The 22,200-nt window shown below is 36.9% G+C and carries 17 protein-coding genes; 4 read left to right on the forward strand and 13 right to left on the reverse strand.

The annotated features are described in order from the left end of the window. Positions 1-71: 71 nt before the first annotated feature. From LRP84_RS16245 to LRP84_RS16255, 3 genes are read right to left on the reverse strand one after another with little or no spacing between them, the layout of a single operon-like run. On the reverse strand, positions 72-1,463 hold the full coding sequence (locus tag LRP84_RS16245; RefSeq protein WP_230576031.1) for a sensor histidine kinase: 1,392 nt from the start codon (positions 1,461-1,463) through the stop codon (positions 72-74). A 1-nt stretch (position 1,464) separates the two neighbouring features. After that, complete coding sequence (locus LRP84_RS16250; protein ID WP_230576032.1) at positions 1,465-2,136, reverse strand: response regulator transcription factor; 672 nt, start codon at positions 2,134-2,136, stop codon at positions 1,465-1,467. Then, entirely contained in the window at positions 2,133-3,104 is a 972-nt protein-coding gene (locus tag LRP84_RS16255) for a YncE family protein (RefSeq protein ID WP_230576033.1), read from the reverse strand. The genes LRP84_RS16250 and LRP84_RS16255 overlap by 4 nt, the downstream gene beginning before the upstream one ends. A 138-nt stretch (positions 3,105-3,242) precedes the next feature. Here LRP84_RS16255 and LRP84_RS16260 point away from each other — a divergent pair, with 138 nt between their 5' ends. The 4 genes from LRP84_RS16260 (at position 3,243) to LRP84_RS16275 (ending at position 8,798) form a co-directional block, all read left to right on the forward strand. After that, on the forward strand, positions 3,243-4,358 hold the full coding sequence (locus tag LRP84_RS16260) for a CdaR family transcriptional regulator (RefSeq protein WP_230576034.1): 1,116 nt from the start codon (positions 3,243-3,245) through the stop codon (positions 4,356-4,358). Positions 4,359-4,479: 121 nt separating this feature from the next. Beyond that, on the forward strand, positions 4,480-5,892 hold the full coding sequence (gene glcD, locus LRP84_RS16265) for a glycolate oxidase subunit GlcD (RefSeq protein WP_230576035.1): 1,413 nt from the start codon (positions 4,480-4,482) through the stop codon (positions 5,890-5,892). Then, positions 5,889-7,220 carry a (Fe-S)-binding protein gene (locus LRP84_RS16270; RefSeq protein ID WP_230576036.1) on the forward strand — a complete coding sequence of 444 codons (1,332 nt, stop codon included), beginning with the start codon at positions 5,889-5,891 and terminating at the stop codon, positions 7,218-7,220. Before glcD ends, LRP84_RS16270 begins: the two co-directional genes overlap by 4 nt. Before the next feature lie 735 nt (positions 7,221-7,955). After that, positions 7,956-8,798: a CAP domain-containing protein gene (locus tag LRP84_RS16275; protein ID WP_437438789.1), complete on the forward strand. Its 843-nt coding sequence runs from the start codon at positions 7,956-7,958 to the stop codon at positions 8,796-8,798. Positions 8,799-8,963: 165 nt separating this feature from the next. Here LRP84_RS16275 and LRP84_RS16280 read toward each other — a convergent pair whose 3' ends face one another. The 10 genes from LRP84_RS16280 to LRP84_RS16325 form a co-directional block, all read right to left on the reverse strand. Then, entirely contained in the window at positions 8,964-9,884 is a 921-nt protein-coding gene (locus LRP84_RS16280) for an RluA family pseudouridine synthase (RefSeq protein WP_230576038.1), read from the reverse strand. Between the two features lie 280 nt (positions 9,885-10,164). Continuing rightward, positions 10,165-10,581, reverse strand: a complete 417-nt coding sequence (locus tag LRP84_RS16285) for a YodN-related protein (RefSeq protein ID WP_230576039.1) — start codon at positions 10,579-10,581, stop codon at positions 10,165-10,167. A gap of 108 nt (positions 10,582-10,689) precedes the next feature. Continuing rightward, on the reverse strand, positions 10,690-12,885 hold the full coding sequence (locus tag LRP84_RS16290; protein WP_230576040.1) for an MMPL family transporter: 2,196 nt from the start codon (positions 12,883-12,885) through the stop codon (positions 10,690-10,692). 208 nt (positions 12,886-13,093) lie between these two features. Further along, on the reverse strand, positions 13,094-13,741 hold the full coding sequence (locus LRP84_RS16295; protein ID WP_230576041.1) for a phosphatase PAP2 family protein: 648 nt from the start codon (positions 13,739-13,741) through the stop codon (positions 13,094-13,096). 59 nt (positions 13,742-13,800) lie between these two features. Next, positions 13,801-14,853, reverse strand: a complete 1,053-nt coding sequence (locus LRP84_RS16300) for a polyamine ABC transporter substrate-binding protein (protein ID WP_230576042.1) — start codon at positions 14,851-14,853, stop codon at positions 13,801-13,803. Between the two features lie 55 nt (positions 14,854-14,908). Continuing rightward, on the reverse strand, positions 14,909-15,709 hold the full coding sequence (locus LRP84_RS16305) for an ABC transporter permease (protein WP_230576043.1): 801 nt from the start codon (positions 15,707-15,709) through the stop codon (positions 14,909-14,911). A 6-nt stretch (positions 15,710-15,715) separates the two neighbouring features. Next, positions 15,716-16,561 (reverse strand): ABC transporter permease, encoded by an 846-nt coding sequence (locus tag LRP84_RS16310; RefSeq protein ID WP_230576044.1) that lies wholly within the window; start codon positions 16,559-16,561, stop codon positions 15,716-15,718. Then, complete coding sequence (locus tag LRP84_RS16315) at positions 16,558-17,541, reverse strand: ABC transporter ATP-binding protein (RefSeq protein ID WP_230576045.1); 984 nt, start codon at positions 17,539-17,541, stop codon at positions 16,558-16,560. Before LRP84_RS16315 ends, LRP84_RS16310 begins: the two co-directional genes overlap by 4 nt. A 312-nt stretch (positions 17,542-17,853) precedes the next feature. Beyond that, positions 17,854-19,221 (reverse strand): aldehyde dehydrogenase, encoded by a 1,368-nt coding sequence (locus LRP84_RS16320; RefSeq protein ID WP_230576046.1) that lies wholly within the window; start codon positions 19,219-19,221, stop codon positions 17,854-17,856. Positions 19,222-19,539: 318 nt separating this feature from the next. Further along, a complete protein-coding gene (locus LRP84_RS16325) occupies positions 19,540-21,930 on the reverse strand; it encodes an immune inhibitor A domain-containing protein (protein ID WP_230576047.1) in 2,391 nt (796 codons plus the stop codon). Between the last annotated feature and the right edge of the window lie 270 nt (positions 21,931-22,200).

Below are 22,200 nucleotides of genomic sequence, written 5' to 3' on the forward strand. Positions count from 1 at the left end.
TAGCATCCATATCTATTTTAGAACTAAATACACAGAAGTACAAACATTTTGTTCATAAAATGGACAAAAAATTATTCCGAAGAGATAATTGGTAAATAAATCGAAATTTTCGTTCCTCTGCCTTCTTCACTTTCAATATGCCACGTTCCGCCGTGAATGTGCACAATTTGCTTTACAATCGCAAGTCCTAGTCCCGTTCCACCATTATGGCGGCTTCTTGCTTTATCGACTCGGTAAAAACGTTCACCCAGTTTTTCAAGATGTTCCGGACCAATGCCAATCCCGGTATCTATGATTTGCAATTTACATTGCCCTGCCTGTTGTTCTAATTGCACATAAATAGCACCTTTTTTACCTGTATAGCGAATAGCATTATCTAATACATTATGAAGCACTTGTTGCATCCTATCTTCATCAATATTGACAATAATATCTGGATCGAGAGTTGTATGCAGTACAATTTGTTTTTCAATCACTTGTAATTCATACGTCTCTAGTACATCTTCAATTAACTGCGCAAATACAATAGGCTGCTTTTTAAGAGGAAAACGCTCTCCTTCAAGCTGTGCTAAATCCAGCAAGTCATGAACAAGCCGTTGCATCCGTCCTGCTTCTTTATGAACAAGCTGGGTGAATTTTAATTGTTGCTCTCCTTTTGCTACTCCATCAATAATCGCTTCACTATATCCTTTAATATAACTAAGCGGAGTTCGAAGCTCATGTGACACATTTGCTAAAAATTCTTTCCGCTGTACATCCTCTTCTTCTAGTGAGCTTGCCATCTTATTGAACGCTTTGCCAAGCCTTCCAATTTCATCTTCTGATGAAATCGTAATCCGCTGCGAAAAATCTCCTTTTGCCATATGATGCGCAACTCGTTCCATTTGTGAAAGCGGCTTTGTAATTGCAATGACAATCTTTCGTCCAATCCATATAGTTAACACAATCATTACAAGGGCAAGAGGAGCTAAAATAAGTCCCATTTCATAAATTAAATCTTTAATGCTCTTTAAAGGAATATAAGAATATACAACACCGACTAACTTTTTATTGTCTAACACAGGAATAACGACACCCATTATGTTACGATGAAAATGTTCTTCATACCCAATCTTTGTAATCGTATTTCCTTCTAATAGTGCTTGCCGATCATCCTCACTAATAATTGAATTGTAATGCACATCAAATGGAAGGCATGCACTTAAATCGCGCGGATTGCTAACAAACAGTACGTCTGCACTCGCAATTTTATCGAATGTTTTTACCTTTTCTTCAAATACATCTACGGGTTCATCTGCTCTATATTGCGCCACAAGACGATTTCCCTCTGCTTTTAATGTCTCTTCAATATTTTGGACATATAATTTCTCATACGAATATAGTGAGACAAAATATAAAAAAGAAACTGTTACACATACAGCACATGCAACTGTAAGCCATAACTTTTGTACCATCGTAAACATCTTACACCTCAAATTTATAGCCTACGCCCCAAACAGTTTGAATACAATTCCCCTGTTCTTTAAGCTTTAAGCGCATTGTTTTTACATGTGTATCCACTGTTCGAGTGCTGCCAGCATAATCATAGCCCCAAACTTTTTCAAGCAATTGCTCACGGCTAAATACTTGGCCATTATGTTGACAGAGAAAATAAAGTAAATCAAATTCTTTAACAGTTAATGAAATACTCTCATTTTCTATTTCAACGCGGCGACTTTTTTCATTAATTACAATCGGTCCAAATTCTATCTCTTCTTGTTCTTCATATTTCGTATATCTCCTTAACACCGCTTCCATACGTGCAATTAATTCCCCAGGGCTAAATGGTTTAACAATATAATCATCCGCCCCTGTACGCAGTCCATTTACACGATTCCACTCTTCCCCTTTAGCTGTCAAAAAGATAATCGGAATATCCGATGTTTTTCGAATTTCTTTACATACCGCAATCCCATCCATTTCTGGCATCATGATATCTAAAATAACAAAATCAAAGTCTTCTATTTCCAGTATGTGCAGTGCCTGCTTTCCATTCTGGGCTTCTTTCCACTCATAACCAAAGTTGTCTAAATACATACCAACAAGTTGCCTCATATCACTTTCATCATCAACAAGTAATACTTTATACTTACTCATTTCTTCTCCCCTACTCTTTGCACGAATTGAAATGGACCTTTACCAACTGAAATCGTCTGTTTTATTTTCATTTCGTTTAAATCTACAACGTACACTTCATCACTATCATAGCTTGCAACATACCCTTCACTGCCAATTTGCCAAAATGCAAATGGATTCGATCCTACTTCAAGAGAATCTACTTCTTTATACGTTTTCCCATCAAATTTTCTTAGCATGCTGGACCCGTGACTAAGTACATAAATGAATTGTTGATCTGTAGACAGACTGACCGGCATAAATGGTGCATGTAACGATTGAAGCATTTGTCCATCTTGCAGAGAATACACGAGCACTTTTTCATTTACTTGTTTACCATCACCATGCCCGCCAATAAATATGTCCCTTCCATTTTCGCTAAGAACCGCACCTGTTGAAGCTGGCGGAATCATAAAAGAGTTCACAACCTTTTTTTGTTTTACATCAATACTAGACAATTTCGTATCATAAAAATTGAGAACATATAACATCTCATTATGTTGCACCATAGTAAGCGGACCCTTTCCAACCGAAACACTTCCTGTTTCTTTTCCATTGGTTGTAAAAATACGAATTTTTTGCTGATTTTGATCCGCTAGAAATAATTCTTTTCCGTTTTCAGATAATAAGATGTTCGCTATTCCTTTTCCTGTATTCCATTTCTCAAGCTGCTTTCCATCTTTTAAAGAATACACATATATATGATCTAGTTGCTTACCATACACAAGCAAACGATTCCCGTCTGGTAACAACGTTGTTCCCATAATAGGTTCATTTAAATGCCACGTTGTAATTGTTTTTTTCGTATCAGTATCAATAAAGCTAATACTTCCTTCTTTTATATTTGTCGTAATGAGAAGATCCCTTTTTGGATCAATAGACTGATAAGCCCCTCCCTTACACCCTGTAAGTAATAGTACGATACAAAGTGAAATAAACCACCTTTTCAAAAGATTACCTCCATTATGGACAGTTTCGATATACTTGTAAAATAGCAAATAATTGTGAGGAAAGTGTGAAATCTTCTTTCTTTATCATAATCACTATATAATGGTAAAACAAATATAAAAATAGTGGGTGTTAAATGTATGCTATTTCCCGATCTAGCAAATAAAATTGTCCGTGAAGTACGAAGACTCATTACCGAAAATATTATCATTATTGACATAAACGGAACAATTATCGCAAGTACAGACCAGGAAAGGCTTGGAAGCTTTCACGAAGGAGCTCTTCGCTGTGCGGAACAAAAAAAGACGGTAATTATTACAAATGAAGATGAACAGCGTCTATGCGGCGTAAAAGCAGGCATCAACCTCCCTCTCCTCTTTCACGATGAAGTGATTGGTGTAATTGGAATTACAGGAGATCCTGAAAATATTTCACAGTACGGAGAAATATTACGGAAAATGACTGAGCTATTAATTCACGAAAACTATTTTGTAGAACAATTAGAGCTTGAACAGCGCTCATACGAAGCATTCGTATTTGATTGGCTCCAAGGTACTGATTGGTCCCCTAGCTTCTTAGACCGCGCAAAAACCCTTGGAATTGATTTACAACAAAAGAAACAACTCATTTTGCTTTCATGTAATCAAGATGATACGATGCTCCAGCGGAAAATTTGGCAACATATACGTAACCTTTTACCAAAACAAGACTTGTTTGTACGCTGGGGCAACGACCGCTTTATTTTATTTCAGCCATTTCAAACAAAAAAAGAAACATTTCAATTTTTAAAGCGATTAAAATATGAATGTGAAACATTATTTCCTATTATATTAAGCATCGGTATTGGACAAGCAGTTGCGCCAAGTGAGATGCACCACTCTTATGAACAAGCACTCCGAGCACTTACTGTTTCTCAAAAAACGACAGACATTGTTTTTAATGAAGATTTGCGCTTAGAAATGTGTCTTCAGGATATTACTCCCCGTACGCGTGAAGCATTTTTACAACGCACCATTCATAAACTTCATACAGAAACTGAATTGATTGAAACATTGCGTTTATTTATCGAAAACAATCAATCGTATAAACAAACAGCGGAAATACTTCATATTCATATTAATACATTGCATTACCGCTTAAAAAAAATTGAAGAACACACCGAATTAGATCCAAAGCAAATAAAGGATTTAGTCATTTTATATTTCGCCCTACTCTTATTAGATAATCATCCAAAAAAAGAAGGAAAAATAGGATAATATTTGTTTATTCACACATAGCGGGAGCCCCCGCTTTTTTTTATCATAAAAATAGAAAAACACTGTGACAAAGTTTGTATTCAGAAAAACTTTGCATAACAGTTTGAGGGGGATTTTCAGTATGTTAAAACAACAAATTGTTGATGCACTCGTATCCATTGTTGGTAAAGAGAATGTAGATACGTCTAACATGGGACGTTTAACGTATAGTTACGATGCGACTCCAAACTTTCAGGCAATGCCAGATGCCGTTGTCGCACCTCGTAATACGCAAGAAGTAGCAGAAGTTTTAAAAATATGTAACGAACATAAGATTCCTGTATACGTACGCGGTTCTGGAACGAATCTTTGCGCAGGAACTTGTCCGCTAGAAGGTGGAATCGTCCTTCTTTTCCGCCATATGAATCGCATTTTAGAAATTGATGAAGAAAACTTAACAATTACAGTGCAAGCTGGTGTCATTACATTAGATATTATTAAAGCTGCAGAGGAAAAAGGATTATTTTATCCACCAGATCCAAGCTCGATGAAAATTTCAACAATCGGTGGAAACATTAATGAAAATTCTGGTGGTTTACGTGGTTTAAAATACGGGGTAACGCGTGATTATGTCATGGGACTTGAAACAGTACTACCAAATGGTGATATTATTCGCACAGGTGGAAAATTAGCAAAAGATGTAGCTGGCTATGATTTAACACGTTTATTTATTGGATCTGAAGGAACACTTGGCGTTGTAACAGAAGCAATTCTAAAGCTTGTTCCAATGCCAGAAACGAAAAAAACAATGCTAGCTTTATATCAAGATATTAATGAAGCTGCACGTGCTGTTTCTGCGATTATTGCAAACAAAATTATTCCCGCAACATTAGAATTTTTAGATCAACCGACCATTGAAGTCGTAGAAGAATTTGCTCAAATCGGCTTACCAACAGATGTAAAAGCCGTTCTGCTCATTGAACAAGATGGTTCTCCGGAAGTAGTAAACCGTGATATTGAAAAGATGGCAAACATTTGCCGTTCTCTTCATGCTGTTGATGTACGCGTTGCAAAAGATGAAACAGAAGCAGATGCACTTCGCACAGCACGCCGCAGTGCGCTATCTGCATTAGCACGATTAAAACCAACAACAATTTTAGAAGATGCAACAGTGCCTCGTTCGCAAATTGCACCGATGGTCGAAGCAATTAATGAAATCGCAAAAAAATATAACATTCCCATTTGTACATTTGGTCATGCTGGTGATGGTAATCTCCACCCTACTTGTATGACAGATGCTCGTAATGAAGAAGAAATGCACCGTGCGGAACAAGCCTTTGCGGAGATCTTCGCAAAAGCGATTGAACTTGGCGGCACCATTACAGGTGAACATGGCGTTGGTGCGATGAAGGCTCCTTACTTAGAGCTAAAGCTTGGTAAAGAGGGCATTGCTGCGATGAAAGCTATTAAGCAAGCATTTGATCCAAACAATATTATGAATCCTGGTAAAATGTTTGCAAAAGACTCTCGTAAAAGAGTGGTGGCTCAGCAATGACTACATTAAATACAAAACAAATTCAAAAAGAATTTAAAGAACGTTTAAATGAAGATGAACTGCTGAACTGTATGCGCTGCGGCTTTTGTTTACCAACATGTCCAACCTACATTCAATCTGGGTTTCAAGAATCACACTCTCCGCGCGGACGCATCGCGTTAATGAAAGCAGTCGTTGATGGCTTAATTGAACCAGATGAAGACATAGAAAACACGCTAAATGTTTGTCTTGGCTGCCGCGCTTGTGAACCCGTTTGTCCATCGGGTGTTAATTATGGACATTTATTAGAAGAAGCACGTGATATTATAAATCAAAACAAGAAATTCTCTACCCTAGTCAAAGCTGTTCGTAAAATTGTCTTTGAAGGATTATTCCCTCATCAAAATCGTATGCGGACATTAACTGGACTGATTGGTTTTTATCAGCGTTCCGGCTTACAAACATTCACACATAAAACAGGGATTATGAAGTTATTCCCTGAAACATTAGCAACAATGGATCTCGTTCTTCCAAAAGTACCAAAAATGAAAGAAATGAAAAATCGTCCTGAATTTTTACCAGCAAAAGCAGTAACGAAAAAACGTGTTGCTTTCTTTACTGGCTGTTTAATGGATACAATGTTCTTAGAAACAAATAATGCGACAATGAAACTATTGCAAATTGCAGGTTGTAATGTTGTCATTCCAAAAGATCAAAATTGCTGCGGGGCCCTGCACGGCCATGCTGGTGAAAAGAGCGGTGCAAAAGAGCTTGCGAAGAAAAACATTCAAGCATTTGAAGACTTAAAAATTGATTATATTATTACAAACGCTGGAGGCTGCGGAGCCTATTTAGTTGATTACGACTATTTATTAAAAGATGATCCCGAATGGACAGAGCGGGCAAAACAATTTGTTGCGAAAATTAAAGATATTTCTTCTATATTAGTAGAATTAGATTTTCATAAACGCACCGACTTACGTCTACCACCGCAAGTCATTACGTATCAAGATTCTTGTCATTTACGAAATGTGATGCGTACATCTTCTGAACCTCGCAAGCTATTACAAGCGATTCAAGGTGTAATCTATAAAGAAATGAAAGATGCTGATCGTTGCTGTGGTTCAGCTGGCATTTATAATATTGTACACTCCGAACTATCAATGGAGTTTTTAGACTACAAAATGGAACGAGTTCATGAAACCGAAGCGACAACAATTGTAACAGCAAATCCTGGCTGTTTATTGCAAATGAAACTTGGTATTGAACGTGAGGGCCTTTCCCATAAAATGCAAGGAGTTCATATTGTAGACTTGTTACTTGAAGCAGTAACACAAAAAGGACGATAAAGTGAAACTTCCATCAGTGGGGTTTTCTTCATCCCCCACTGATGGTTAGTTGAACCAATCGGCTTTTACAGTTATCCCCCACCTATCTTCTTTGCTTCTCTCTCAATGTTGAGGTGGGGGGTCTTACTGCCCGCGAATAGCGGGATAATTTAAAATGAAAGACGGACGTACCTTTCTCTATTAAAGATACGCCCGTCTTTTTTATGGTCTACAACATTAAAAGTATGTTACTGTATCGTAAAAAAGAACGACAAAAAGATTACAGTTATGTAAAAAAGCATCCATAATATTCCTCGTTACTCCTCTATAAATGCTGATGTTATCCCTTTTCTCTTCCTCTTCACCGGAAGTTATACCCAATTTCTCTTTTATTTCTCCTCAGAAAAAATACTGTCTATTCCTTATAACATCTAGTATTTCGGCATTTGTTCTTTCTCTAAAATCTAGGATAAAAAAGGAAATCTCATAACCTATGAATTTTTTTCCAACCTTTTTTCGACAAAATCTGTGCTACGATGAATTTGTCAGTCAAACAGGCCGACAAAAATAAAATCTGTGTGATAACAGTTTCATAAACTTTTACATAGGGGGACAATTATAATGAAAAAACGTGTTTTACTATCTGTAGCAGCAGCAACTGCTCTTACATTTGGATTAGGAACAAATGGTGCGAAAGCAGAAACAGTGCAACCATCACCAATTAAAGTTCAAAATATTTCGCAATCTCCATTTTTCATGCAACATATGAATCAACAAGACTTCCAATCTTTCTTAACATCTCTTTTAAACTCATATGCAAAATGGAATCCAGGTGCTTTCCAACCAGGTAACTGTGTAATTCCTGGACAACCAACTAACATAACGATTACAACTCCTTGGGGAGATGTTGTAATTACAAACCCAATTAATAACAACGAAACAAATACACCTGCTGATAAACCAGCTGATAACAACCAAGCTAATAAGCCTGCTGATAAACCAGCTGATAAACCGGCTGATAAGCCTGCTGATAAGCCTGCTGATAAGCCTGCTGATAAGCCTGCTGATAAGCCTGCTGATAAACCGGCTGATAAACCGGCTGATAAACCGGCTGATAAACCGGCTGATAACAATCAAGCAACTAAACCTGCTGATAAACCGGCTGATAACAACCAAACAAACAAACCTGCTGATAAACCAGCTGAAGACTCAAAAGGTTCATTAAGCGCATTTGAGCAAAAAGTTGTTGATTTAACAAATGCTGAACGTGCAAAACAAGGTTTACCAGCATTAAAAGTAGACACTGAGTTAAGCAAAATGGCACGTATTAAATCAGAAGATATGCAAAAAAATCATTACTTCGACCACACTAGCCCAACATACGGTTCTCCGTTTGATATGATGAAACAGTTTGGTATTTCATACAGATCTGCTGGTGAAAATATTGCACAAGGACAACAGACTCCAGAAGAAGTTGTACAAGCTTGGATGAATAGTGCAGGTCACCGTGCAAATATTTTAAATAGCGGATACACACATATCGGTGTTGGTTACGTAGAAAACGGAAACTACTGGACACAAGAATTTATTTCAAAGTAAGCATAAAGTGAAACTTTAATCAGTGGGGGTTCTCCCACTGATTATTAGTTCAACCAATTAGCAGTTTATCTCCTATCTACCTTCTTTGCTTTCTGCTGAATTTGGAGTTTTGGGATTACTGCATGCAAATAGCGGAATAAATAGAGCCTTCTGAGAAGGCTCTATTTATTTTGTATACATATAAGAATGTAATATATGAGAAAAGTCATGAGGGAGAGGTATATCTACGTCAATTTGACGTTTTGTAATCGGATGTAACATTGAAATGTGAGCAGCATGCAATGCTTGACGAGAAAGTAGCTTTGTCTTACCTCCATACAATACATCGCCGACCAGTGGATGACCGAGATAACTCATATGAACACGTATTTGATGTGTTCTTCCCGTTTCTAATTGAACTTTAACGATTGTTACATTACTCTCTTTTGAATATTGTACGACCTCATAATGCGTTACAGCACGGTCACCTTTTGGAGAAACACGGCGCCTCGATGCATGGTGACGATCTCGTCCAATTGGAGCATCGATTGTGCCCCGCTTCTTTTGTACTTTCCCTTCAACAAGTGCCATATATGTTCTCTTAATTTTACGTTCCATCAATAATCGATCCATAATCACACCAGCTAATGCATGCTTTGCAAAGACGACTCCGCCTGTTGTATCCTTGTCTAGCCGGTGAATGTGACGTACCTTTGTTTCAATTCCTTGCATTTGCAAATGAAATGCTACATAGTTTGCTAATGTCCCTGTCCCGCCTTTACTTGCAGGATGCGTATCTACTTGTATTGGCTTGTTAACAATCAATACATGATCATCTTCATATATGACTTCTATATCATAAAACTCTGGTTCCACGTCATACTCCTCTTGCATGAACATATGAACTTGCAATTTATCCCCTTCTTGCAGTTGTTCACTCCATCGTTTTCCTTCTCCATTAACAAGAATGCTTTTTTCCATACGATAGTGATGTAATAATTTTTTCGGAACTTGCCATTCTTCCTTCAAAATAGAATCAATCGTTCGTCCCTCCCATACAGAAGGAACCGTAATCTCACACCATTCTCCCATTTTCTTTACTTTCATATAATCACCTTATTTCTATTAATCCTCTTATTGTAACGGAAAATCCCTTCTAACGCATAGTTAAAAAGACAGTTCAACAATTAATGAACTGTCCTTAATAACCCGGATCCAGCAAGTGAAACTTCCCCACTGAGAAGTTTCACTTTATCCCGCTCTAACGGGCAGTAAAGCTACCATTCCAAAGTTATATGAAAACTAAGAAGATAAGCGAGAATAAACTGCCCGTAAGATCCCGATTGGTTCAACTAACCATCAGAACATCACTGATGGAAGTTTCACTTTATGCGCGAAGTTTTTTTATTTCTTGCAACAGTTCTTCAGCTTTTCTTTCATATGAAAAATCCTTAAAAAATTCAGCTAGTCTCTTGTAATCATTATAAGCATCTAATAATTGATCTATCGTTTCATGATTACATTTTTTCCGCGGTGTTTTCATTTTAACAGGATAACGATATTCTCCTATATCATGAATTTTATAATACTCCTCCTCTACTTGAATAACTTTCACAAGCTCATCCTCTTCCGCATCTAGTGTGTACCCATCAAACTCTCGCAGTAGTTCATAAATAATATGTGTCCATTCATCATTTGGATAAAAACCTTTTTCTAACCGATAGCCGACAATGCGATACATATGCCCATCATTTTCTGCAAATTGTACAGTATCATTCAATTTAAATTTAAAATAACGAAACATTGTCTTCACCCACTCTTATATGTAATCTTCTTACCTCATACTATTCGCTAAAAGGGTGGGAGGCTATTCATACAAATAGCTCTCACCATATAAGATGAGAGCTATTTTTCAATGCATTTCTTTCTGTTTCTTCTTCCTAAATGGGAGCCACCAGTTCCACTCACCAAACATTTTCATTAAACTCGGTACAAGGATTAATCGAATAATTGTTGCATCAAGAAATATCGCTAGCGCAACGCCAAGTCCCATTTGTTTCACTGGCAATATATCAGTAAAAGCAAATGCACCTGTAACAACAATCATAATTAATGCGGCTGATGTAATAATTCGGCTCGTTGACACTAATCCTTCTAATGTTGCATAATCATTATCTCTTGTCTCCTCGTATAATTCATGAATACGTGAAATAAGAAATACTTCATAGTCCATACTTAATCCAAATACTAATCCGAAAATAAAGATAGGTAATACAAATAATACTGAGCTCTGTTCTAATCCAAAATGGCCTCCTTCAAAGAGCCAAATGACAATTCCAATGGTCGCACTTAAACTAAGCACATTCATCACAATTGCTTTAATCGGTATAAGCAACGAACGAAATGCTAGCAATAAAATCAGAAATGTTGAAGCGAAAATAACAGACATACTAACAACAACTTTATTTTTAATCTCATCTTCTAATTCTTGTTGAAATGTTGTCATTCCGCCTAAATAATACGTTACACCTTCCGTTTTATAGTTTTCTTTAAAATCTCGCACCCACTGCTTTGCCTTTTCTGTTCTTGGCTTTGTATCTAAAACAATTTCAATTGTTGTCTTATTATCTCTCACATACGCCTCTAATACTGGCTCTACTTGCGCACGATTTGGCGATTGCAGCATTGCTGACAGTTGTTCTGCAGACATATTTCCAAGCTGCTCGTATAGACTTTTCACCTCATATACATCTTTATCATTCTTTAATTTCTGTACAACCTTTTGCAACGCTTGTAAATTTTCTTTTTCTGTTACATTTCCTTTTGTCTCAACAACAAGTGTTACATCTGCATGAGTTTTTACCATTTTATTAAACGCGTCTTCATAACGTTCATAGGCAATGCGCGCTTCACTTTTCTCAGGTAATGATTCTACACCAGGGAACTGTAAATCTGCACTGCGCAGCGGTAATAAACAAATAATAATAAATGTAAATACAGCAACTGTCATCACAATCGGATACTTCATTACAAACTGTGCAAATTTACGCCACATTGGTGCTGTACGATGAACATGTTGGTTCTTTCCTATTAAACGTTTCCCCATTAATGCTAACAACGCTGGGAGCATCGTTAAAGAAAATAAAATACTCATTACTACAACAATCATCCCGCTAATTGCGACAGATTGAATATAATCAATTTTGAAAAAGAACAAACCAGATAAACCGACAAATACGCATAAACCTGAGAAAATAATTGCGCGTCCAGCCGTTTGATATGTAACGATAATTGCTTCTTTAACAGAACGATGTGCAAGCTCCTCCCGGAAGCGATTCACAAATAAAAGAGCAAAATCAATGGATAAAGCAAGCCCAATCATCGGCGCTACGTTTAGTACAAAAATAGAGAGTTCCTTTTGTTCTCCAACAAAATATAAAATCCCCATCGTACTAATGACACTTAGCGCTCCGTTTAAAATAGGCAAAATAGATGCAAACAAGCTACCAAAAGAAAGCAATAATACAAGAAAAGCAATCGGCAAACCAATCATCTCGGCTACTTTCAAATCATTTTGTGTTCTTGTATTTATTTCATCATTAATGACTGGATATCCAGTTGGAGACACTTTTACTTCCCCGTTACTTTCTTTTTGAATCTCCTTTGCAAAGGCTAATGTTTTTTCTTTCCGCTCTTTACTTGTTTTCCCGGAAAATAAAATGGTTGCATAAGCAATATCATCCTGTAACATTGCTTTATTTTCTATAGGATGATGAAAAGAATCGTATGTTTCTTCTTTTTGCATTTTCTTTACAATCTCATCAATTCTCTCTGTAAATCTTTGCTGAGACACACCTTGTTCTTTTTGAAAGACGAGCAGGAGCGTATCTTGTGACTGTTTAAAGTCTTTCTCTAATATCCCTTTTGTCGTTTGATAATCGCCTTCCGTTTGAAATCCATCCCCGCCTAATACCCCTGGAAGCTTCGGTGCAAATATGCCAAGTGTCACAGCTAGCAATACTAATAGAGCAATCGTTGTATAGCGAAATCGATATAAGAACGCTCCAACCTTTCCCCATGCATCTACTTTATGTACAGTTGTTTTCACCAAATATCACCCATCCCTCTTCTCCATTCTATGTCTTAGTGTATCATATCCATTCTCTAGCTCGTAAAGTGAAACTTCCATCAGTAGGGCTTTTTTCATCCCCCACCTAGCTTCTTCGATTCTCTCTCAATCTTGAGGTGGGGGTCTTACTGCCTGCGAATAGCGGGATAAAAAAAGCTACCCTTTTAACCAAAAGGATAGCCTTATTTTAACGTTCCTGATTTGTTTGAAAACGAGCTGAAAATAAGCGATGTAAGTAAATCGTGATAATAAGTAATACACCGCCTATACAATAACCAGCTAAAACATCAGTCGGGTAATGTACAGATAAAATGATACGACTTAGTCCAATTAAGACAATGACTACAATTGCCAATATCGTTACAAAACATTTCGCTACTGCACTTTTTACGTTTGCTGCGATGATATAGGCAAGAAATCCATACGTAACAATCGCTAACATCGCATGCCCGCTTGGAAAGCTATATCCAAGTGCATCTAGCGCCTCATTTATATTCGGACGATTTCTTTTTACAATGGATTTGATGAGCTTATTAATAAGATTCGTACTAATAATAGAAAGAGGATATATTACCATTGCTACGTAATAACGCTTCTTCCAAAAAAAGAAAAGACTTACTACTAGCACACTTACAATTCCAATTGCAGAACCGAGTTTTGTAAAATAACGAAAAAATGAAAGCGATGCTTCTGTTTGAAATCCTTTTACCATCGTTCTCACATATTCATCAACTATCGTTACTCCACCTGAACGTACTTTCCATGCAATAATACTAAATAATCCAAGCAAAAGTATGATGCACATCATTTCATACATATGTAATTTCTTTTTCAAACTTCAGTTCCTCCTACTACAAAAAAACGCGATTTCCGCTAAGAAATCGCGTTTTTTTATTACTTCCCTTTTCCTGTCTTTAGTTCTGTCCAGTAACGATCATAATCTTTTAATTTCCCATCCACATCGACAAGCCATTCTGTACGATTTAACTCTTCTGGTGTTAAGAAAATCATACGATTCTCTTGATATTCTTTACTATGAAGAGAACGAGCTTTTTCATTTGGGTTACTATATCCAATGGATTCATAGTTTTTCACACTGACTTTTGGATCCATTAAGTAGTTAATAAACTTCTCTGCAAGCTCTTTATGCTTTGCACCTTTTGGAATCGCTAATGTATCTGCCCAAATTGTTCCGCCTTCTTTTGGAACTACGTAACCAACATCTTTATTCTCTTTTGCAATAAACGCTGCATCCCCAGACCATACTGTACCAATCCATGCTTCTTCTGTAATGAAATTTTGCTTAATATTATCTGTATCAAACGCTAATACATTTGGTAATAATTTTTGAATATCCGTGAAAGCTGTTTTTAATTCAGCATCATTTTGCGTACTATTTGAAAATCCATTTTTCTTAAGTCCCATACCAAGCACTTCACGAGAATCATTTAATAACTCTACGTGACCTTTATATTTTTCATTCCAAAGATCACTCCAACTTGTTGGCGTTTCTTTCACATATTTTTTATTATAAGCAATTCCTGTTACGCCCCATGTATAAACAATAGAATACTTATTTTCCGGATCAAACGGAGGCGTTTTAAAGTTCGAAACAAGATTTTCTACATTCGGAATGTTCTTTTTATCTAACGGCTCTAACAAATTCATATTTACCATTGTTTTTACCATATAATCAGACGGTTGAATTAAATCATACTGCGAACCGCCTGCTTGTAATTTCGCAAGCATTTCTTCATTACTTGCATACTTATCATAGTTCACTTTAACGTTATATTTTTTTTCAAAGTCTTTAATAACTTGCTCATCAAAGTTATCAGCCCAGCTGTAAATATTTAATTCCTCTTTCTTTTCACCGCATCCTGCTAACACTCCAGCGGTAATTCCGAAAGTAAGTACTGTACTTGCAGCTACTTTCATCCATTTCATTTGCATTCCCTCCTGAATTTGAGCTTAATAGATGCAACCTGTATTCGTTCATCTATTATAATGGCAAATGGCCTCCTGAATTTTTTTTCCCATCCGCACCCTTGTTACGGAACATTTCAGAAGCAATCATTAATCCGACAATCACAACAATCAAAATTGTAGAAAGCGCATTGATTTCTGGCGTTACACCATGTTTTACCATACTGTAAATATACAGCGGTAATGTTGTTGATCCTGGTCCTGATACGAAGAAGCTAATAACGAAATCATCAATAGATAATGTAAATGTCAATAATGCCGCTGAAATAATACCTGGTGTGAGCCCTGGTAGCGTCACATAACGAAACGTTTGCCACGGAGTCGCACCTAAATCATTTGCCGCTTCTTCTAAATCACGTCCCATACCTGAAAGTCGTGCCGATAAAATAATAACAACAAATGAAACACTAAATGTAATATGAGCAATAATAATTGTCATTTTCCCAAGTTCAATACCAAGCTGACTAAACAAAATTAGAAGTGATAATCCCATTAAAATATCTGGAATTAAAATTGGTAAATATACAAGTCCATTAATTGCACCTTCAAAACGATATTTATAACGATGCAGAGCAACTGCAAACAAAACACCAAGCAGCGTGGAAACAATTGTCGTAACAACCGCAATTGTTAAACTGTTTACAAACGCATCCAGTACATCCTGTTTTTGAAATAAATCTGTATACCAATGAAGTGTAAAACCTTGCCACTCCGCATTAATACGCGAGTCATTAAACGAATACACCATGAGTACCATCATTGGTAAATAAAGAAACAATAAAATCAACCAAGAATAGGTGACTAAAAACTTTTTCATATTCGTTTATTTCCCTCCGTTTCCATAGTTATATACTTTCGTAGCACGATAATATAAATAAATTAACAGAACGGAGAATAACACAACAATGATAGATAATGCTGATCCAAACGGCCAATCACGTGCACCTAAAAACTGATTTTGAATAACATTTCCGATTAATGCAACTTTCGAACCACCCATGATATCTGATACAACGAACATACCAATAGATGACACAAATACTAAAATCGAACCCGTCGCTATCCCTGACATCGTCATTGGAATTGTTACATGCCAAAACGCTTTAAGCGGTGTGGCTCCTAGATCGTATGCAGCTTCTAATTTTCTCTTATCAAGCTGTGCAATTGCTGCATATACAGGTAAAATCATAAACGGTAATAGTGAATATACCATTCCTAAAATAACAGATGGCATATTATATAATAAATTTAAAGGTTCACTAATAACACCTAACTTCATCAATACTGTATTGACAAGTCCTTGTGAACGTAAAATAATAATCCAAGCATACGAACGTATTAAAAAGTTAATCCAAAACGGAATTGTTGCAAGAAGTAGTAAAATAGATTGCCACTTACGATCAACAATTGTTATCGTATAGGCAAATGGATATCCAATCAATAAACAAAGTACTGTTGTAATAACCGCAATTTTCACTGTTTCCCATAACGTCTCCATATAGAGCGGATCAAACACACGTCTCATATTCTCTAACGTAAAGCTCATCTCAACTGTCCCATACGTCCCGCGCTGCATAAATGCAAAAGCTAATACAAACAAGAGAGGGACTAAGAAGAAGGCACACAACCAAATAGCTGTAGGTAATGCAAGTAATTTTCCTTTTTTCAATTTAAGGTCACCTCATCCGCTTGCTCCCAGTCTACATATACATTATCACCAATGTTCCACTGCATTACTTCTTCTGCACTTTGATATGCCATCCATAGTTCTGCCGTCTTCTCATCGCGAATATATAATTTCTCCATATTTCCAACAAATTCAATATCTTCAATATGACCAAGGTGGTATCCAGGGGCAGCTTGCTCTTCCACTGAACGTACTTTCACATTTTCGGGACGTACTGCCACATAAGTTTCCCCTGTTTGAATAATATTATTTTCCCCAATAAACTTTGCAACGAACAACGTTTTTGGTTTATGATAAATTTCTTTTGGTGTTCCGATTTGTTCAATGTGACCTTTGTTCATAACCACGATGCGATCGCTCATGCTCATCGCTTCTTCTTGATCATGCGTCACATAAATGAACGTAATACCAAGATTACGTTGTAGGTTTTTCAATTCACGTTGCAAATCTTTTCTAAGCTTAAAGTCTAGTGCTCCTAGTGGCTCATCTAATAACAACACACGAGGATTATTTACAATTGCACGCGCAATCGCCACACGCTGCTGTTGTCCACCAGAAAGTTTAGCCGGCTTACGATTACGGAATTCTGTTAATTGTGTTAAACGCATCGCTTCCTCAGCACGCTCTTTTTGTTCTGCTTCAGCAACTTTCTGCATCTTCAGTCCAAAACGAATATTTTTCTCAACGGTCATATGCGGGAATAGCGCATAATGCTGGAATACTAAATTCATATGACGTTTATAAGGAGGCAAATCATTAATCTTTTCTTCATCAAGTGCAATCGTACCTTTTGTTGGTGTCTCAAAACCAGCAATCATACGAAGTAACGTTGTTTTCCCACAGCCACTCGGACCAAGAATTGTTACAAACTCCCCTTCTTTAATATCTAAAGAAAGCGGTGGAATAATAACTTGATCCCCAAAATATTTTTCTACTGCTTCGATCTTAATAATATTTTTCATTTCCTCATCCTATCTATCTCATATTTTTTATATTAATCTAAGCAAAAATCATGTTTTATACCACGCGAACGAGCGGTAAAAGTCTGAATAATTACGAAGGCTTCAATTTATGTAGTATGTTTGATTCATTTTTATCCTGCTATTCACAGACAATGAGTTCCCACCTCAAAATTCCGAGGAATCAAAAAACAGATGAGAGAAAACCCTATCGATAAAAGTTTCACTTTATATGATACATACCTTGAATAGAAAAACCCCTTCAATTATGAAGGGGTTTTATCATACAGCTACGCTAACTGATAAATACCATCACTATTTTAACAATTTTCGGATGAATTTTAAAGCACTTTTTGTAGAAGAATAGCGGATTTTCATGTCAAACACTGTCGATTGAGATAAAATACTTTTATAATGCGAAAAGGTTTGAAAACTATACTCTCCATGATAACTACCCAATCCGCTTGGACCAACACCACCAAATGGTAAATATGGAGTCGCTAAATGATACACAGTGTCATTAATACAACCACCTCCATAAGAAATGGATTGCGTCACTTGCTTTTGTATATCTCGTTCCTCAGCAAAAACATATAATGCTAATGGCTTCGGATGACGTTGAACAGTTGCAATCACATCTTCTATATGTTCATATTCTAACAGCGGTAAGATTGGCCCAAAAATCTCATCTTCCATTACTGCATGATTCCACGTCACACCTGTAAGCACTGTAGGTTCAACAAGTAGTTTATCTTTATCATAATTACCGCCTATTACAGCCTCTCCATCTTCTAAAAATGAACACAATCTTTCAAAATGACGCTGACTCACAATACGAACATATTTTTCATTTTGCAAAGGCTGCTCTCCGTATTGTTCACGCACAGCCTTTCTCATTTCTTCTATAAACTGTTCTTTAACAGAGGAATGAACATATACATAATCAGGGGCAACACACGTTTGTCCTGCATTTAAAAATTTCCCCCATACAATCCGCCGCGCTGCAACATCAAGCTTTGCATCTTTATGGACAATACAAGGGCTTTTGCCACCAAGTTCAAGTGTAAGAGGTGTTAATTGTTTTGCAGCTGCCTCCATAACAATTTTCCCAACTCCGACACTCCCGGTAAAGAAAATATAATCAAACGGCTCCTTTAATAAAGCTGTACTCGTCTCAACACCACCCTCCACTACAGCGACAAGCTCTGATGGGAATAGTTCCGTTAACATTTTCGCAATAATCTTAGAGACATTCGGCGTTAACTCTGATGGCTTTAATATAACTGTGTTTCCGGCTGCCAATGCTCCAATTAACGGGGCAAGCGCAAGTTGAAACGGATAATTCCACGGGGCAATCACCAACGTTACACCATAGGGCTCAGGAATAATTTTTCCTTTCGATCCAATATGAGTCATTGCTGTTTTAGCACGCCTCGGTTTACTCCACTTCGAAAGATTCTTTGTCATAAATGAAATTTCTTTTAATGTATACCCAACCTCTGTTGTATACGATTCATGCTCTGATTTATTTAAATCAAGCTTTAGCGCTTGAAAAATTTCAGACTCATAACGCTGAATACTTGCATATAGCGCTTGTAGCTGTTTCTTTCTCTCATCGATTGCTCTTGTTTTCCCGCTATAAAAGTGCGTTTTTTGTCGTTCTATAATCGATGCAATCTCCATAAATATTCACCTCTCTATTTCATCGTACATCATAATACATTCTTGTTTCTTCCTATTTAAAATAAAGTAAAACTTCTATCAATGATTTTTTCATCCTCAACTAATGAAAAGCTCACACCAATCAAGCGCATGCTAGTCGTTATCTCCCACCTATCTTCTTCGCTTCACTCTCAATCTTGAGGTGGGGGTCTTACTGCCCATGAATAGCGGGATAAAACGATAAGTAGAATTTAATTATATATTACTTTACAAATGACTTGAAACATATTTGCCCATGAAAAAAGCTGTTGAAAGGAATCTCTTTCAACAGCTTCTCCATTATTTGCGGTATACGCGAATTGCACCTGCGGAATTATCGTCTGCTTCTCCAACTACTTCAAACTTCAGTCCAAGCTGCGGCACTTTACGTCCTGCATCTGGAATTGCGTTGTTCATATACGCTTTAGAGTCATCAAACTTCGTTACACCCGGTAATCCTTTGTAATCAAATGTTCCGCGTGTTGGAGATACAACTTTCCAAGCCGGTGTTTGATCAAATGAGAACGCAGCATCTGCAATTTGATATCGTGTGCTATTCGCAACACTTGGTTGACCATTTAATGTTCCCCAAATTGCTTCTGGGTGAGAGTCGACTACACCAAGGAATCCTTCACCTGGATGAACACCAACCCAGTTATCTGTAAAGCTAGAGTCTGCATACCATACAACAAGACCTGTATTGTATACTGGACCGCGGCCATATTGTAATGCCTCATCTGCACCAGCATAGTTTCTCCACTCTAAATAGTAGTTATGTTTCTTTTTCTCAAAACCGTTTGATACAACGAAACCGTTTAATGTAAATTGTGGTGTACCTTCTGCATCATCAGAGAATACAACCTTGCCATCTACAGTTAATGTAGCATTATCAAGAGTAAAGCCGTTTGGAGCTAAACCACCATCTGTAATATATTCGAATACTAATTTGACTTTTTGACCTTTAAATTGGCTTAAGTCATATGACTTATCTACCCAGTTACCGTCAGTTGTATCCATGCCGCCTTTAACATGTTCGTCACCGATTGTGTCAATTAACGTTTTTGTTCCATTTTCCGCTACTGCATGTACTTCAAGAAAATCATAATCTGCTTCAACTTCATACAATGATTTGTAATCAAATTTCGCATTTGTTGCATTTGTTAAATCAAATACTGGCGTTTCTAATGTTGTATGAAGATCATCGCCTTTTGTACTATAGTAGTATTTTTGACCAAATGCAGGCTGAATACCTTTTACATCTTTATCTGGTAAATTTACACGAATCAGGCCAGGACGAGCTGATTTCGTTACACTTTGATCTAAGTATGTTGCAAAACCAATCCCTTTATTTAACTTATCATAATCTACTTCAACGATATTTGCCCAGTTACCACCAATGTTCTTTTGGAAGAACTCTTTGTTTTGCGGAGAGAAGCTTGTTGGTGCTGTGCCCGCAATGTTACCAGCCCAGCTGCCGCCACTCATAATAGACCAAGCTTGAATCGGCTCACCAGCTCCAGTATATTGTGTATCATACTCATCAGGAAGACCTAAATCATGACCATATTCATGTGCGAATACACCAACTGCTCCGTCTTCCGGTTCAATTGTGTAATCAAATGCGGCCATCTTACCGCCCCAATATGGAACCTTTGCTTGTGTGCCTTCAACTGGATATGGTTTTGGTCCAATCGTCCAGCGATGAGACCAAATCGCATTATCCTCCAATTTACCGCCACCAGCTTCTTGTCCTACACCAGCATGAAGTACCATTAAATGGTCAACAAGTCCATCTGGTTCATTTTTATTGCCGTCACCATCAATATCATATTGATCAAACTCATCGTAGTCAGCTAAGTTTACACCACTATCTACTGCAGCTTTTAAGGCATCTTTTACAAGATCACGTGGACCTAGAGGAGCTTTATTATCGTGACCAGTACCAGCATCATCACCATAATCAGCAGCTTTTCCTGGAACGGTTAACCAATTTGTTACTGTTCCGTCTACTGTATAGCTGCCGCCTGATTGCTCTTCATAGTAATTCTTAAATGTTTCAATTTTTGAACCATCGAATAATGTAAACGGCTCATCACCAAATAACATTTTTTCATAGTGTTCTTTATTAAAATCGTTTGAATACATGTAACCAGGTTCTTGATCAATGTTGTTATGCTTAAAGTCAGCATATTCTACAAGTAATACAAGAACTTTATCTTTGCGAACAGGTCCGTTATATTCTTTTTGTTTTGCTGAAGTAGTTGGTACTTTGCCGTTTAGTCCCCCTTTACCAATAGCTTGTCCAGCTACCGGACCGCTGACATGTTGATTTGCCTTTTCTTTTGTGTCGGCCTTTTCATCTTTAACTTTTTTCAGAAAGTCAGAAGCTTCTTTCGTAACACTATCCCCCGCTGCTGGTTCTTTTCCAGGATTTTCACCCTTTTTCTTTTCTACATATTTTTCAACAGCTTTTAACGTGTCCTCTTTCGACGCAGAGTTGCTAATGACACCACGTTTTTTCAACGCTTCTGCTAGGCGCTCCTCTGGAATTAAATGATCGTCAATCGGACTATAAGTTACTTCATTAGACGGCGTTGCCGCATAAACAGATTGGCTTCCAAACCCAAATGTGCAACTAAGCACAGCTGCCGCCGCAAGCGTAGACAGCACCTTAAAAGGCTTTTTCTTCATCCCTATTTCCTCCCTAAGCTCAAATATGTACCAATATTTTGATAATATTAAAAATTCAATCTATTTACAATATAATGTCTTAATTTGTAATATTTTTGAAAAAATCCTTCATTTTATATACATAGATATTAAGATTTATTCATTTTTTCAGAAAATATTGATAAATTACAATAAACCTATTAAAATTCTATATAGAATCATAAAATTTAGTTATTTTTTTACAAAACTTAAAATTACGCCCAAATTTTACATTTTTCGACACTATTATAA

It is taken from the genome of Bacillus rhizoplanae, from assembly GCF_917563915.1.
In the GTDB taxonomy this organism is placed as follows: Bacteria; Bacillota; Bacilli; order Bacillales; family Bacillaceae_G; genus Bacillus_A; species Bacillus_A rhizoplanae.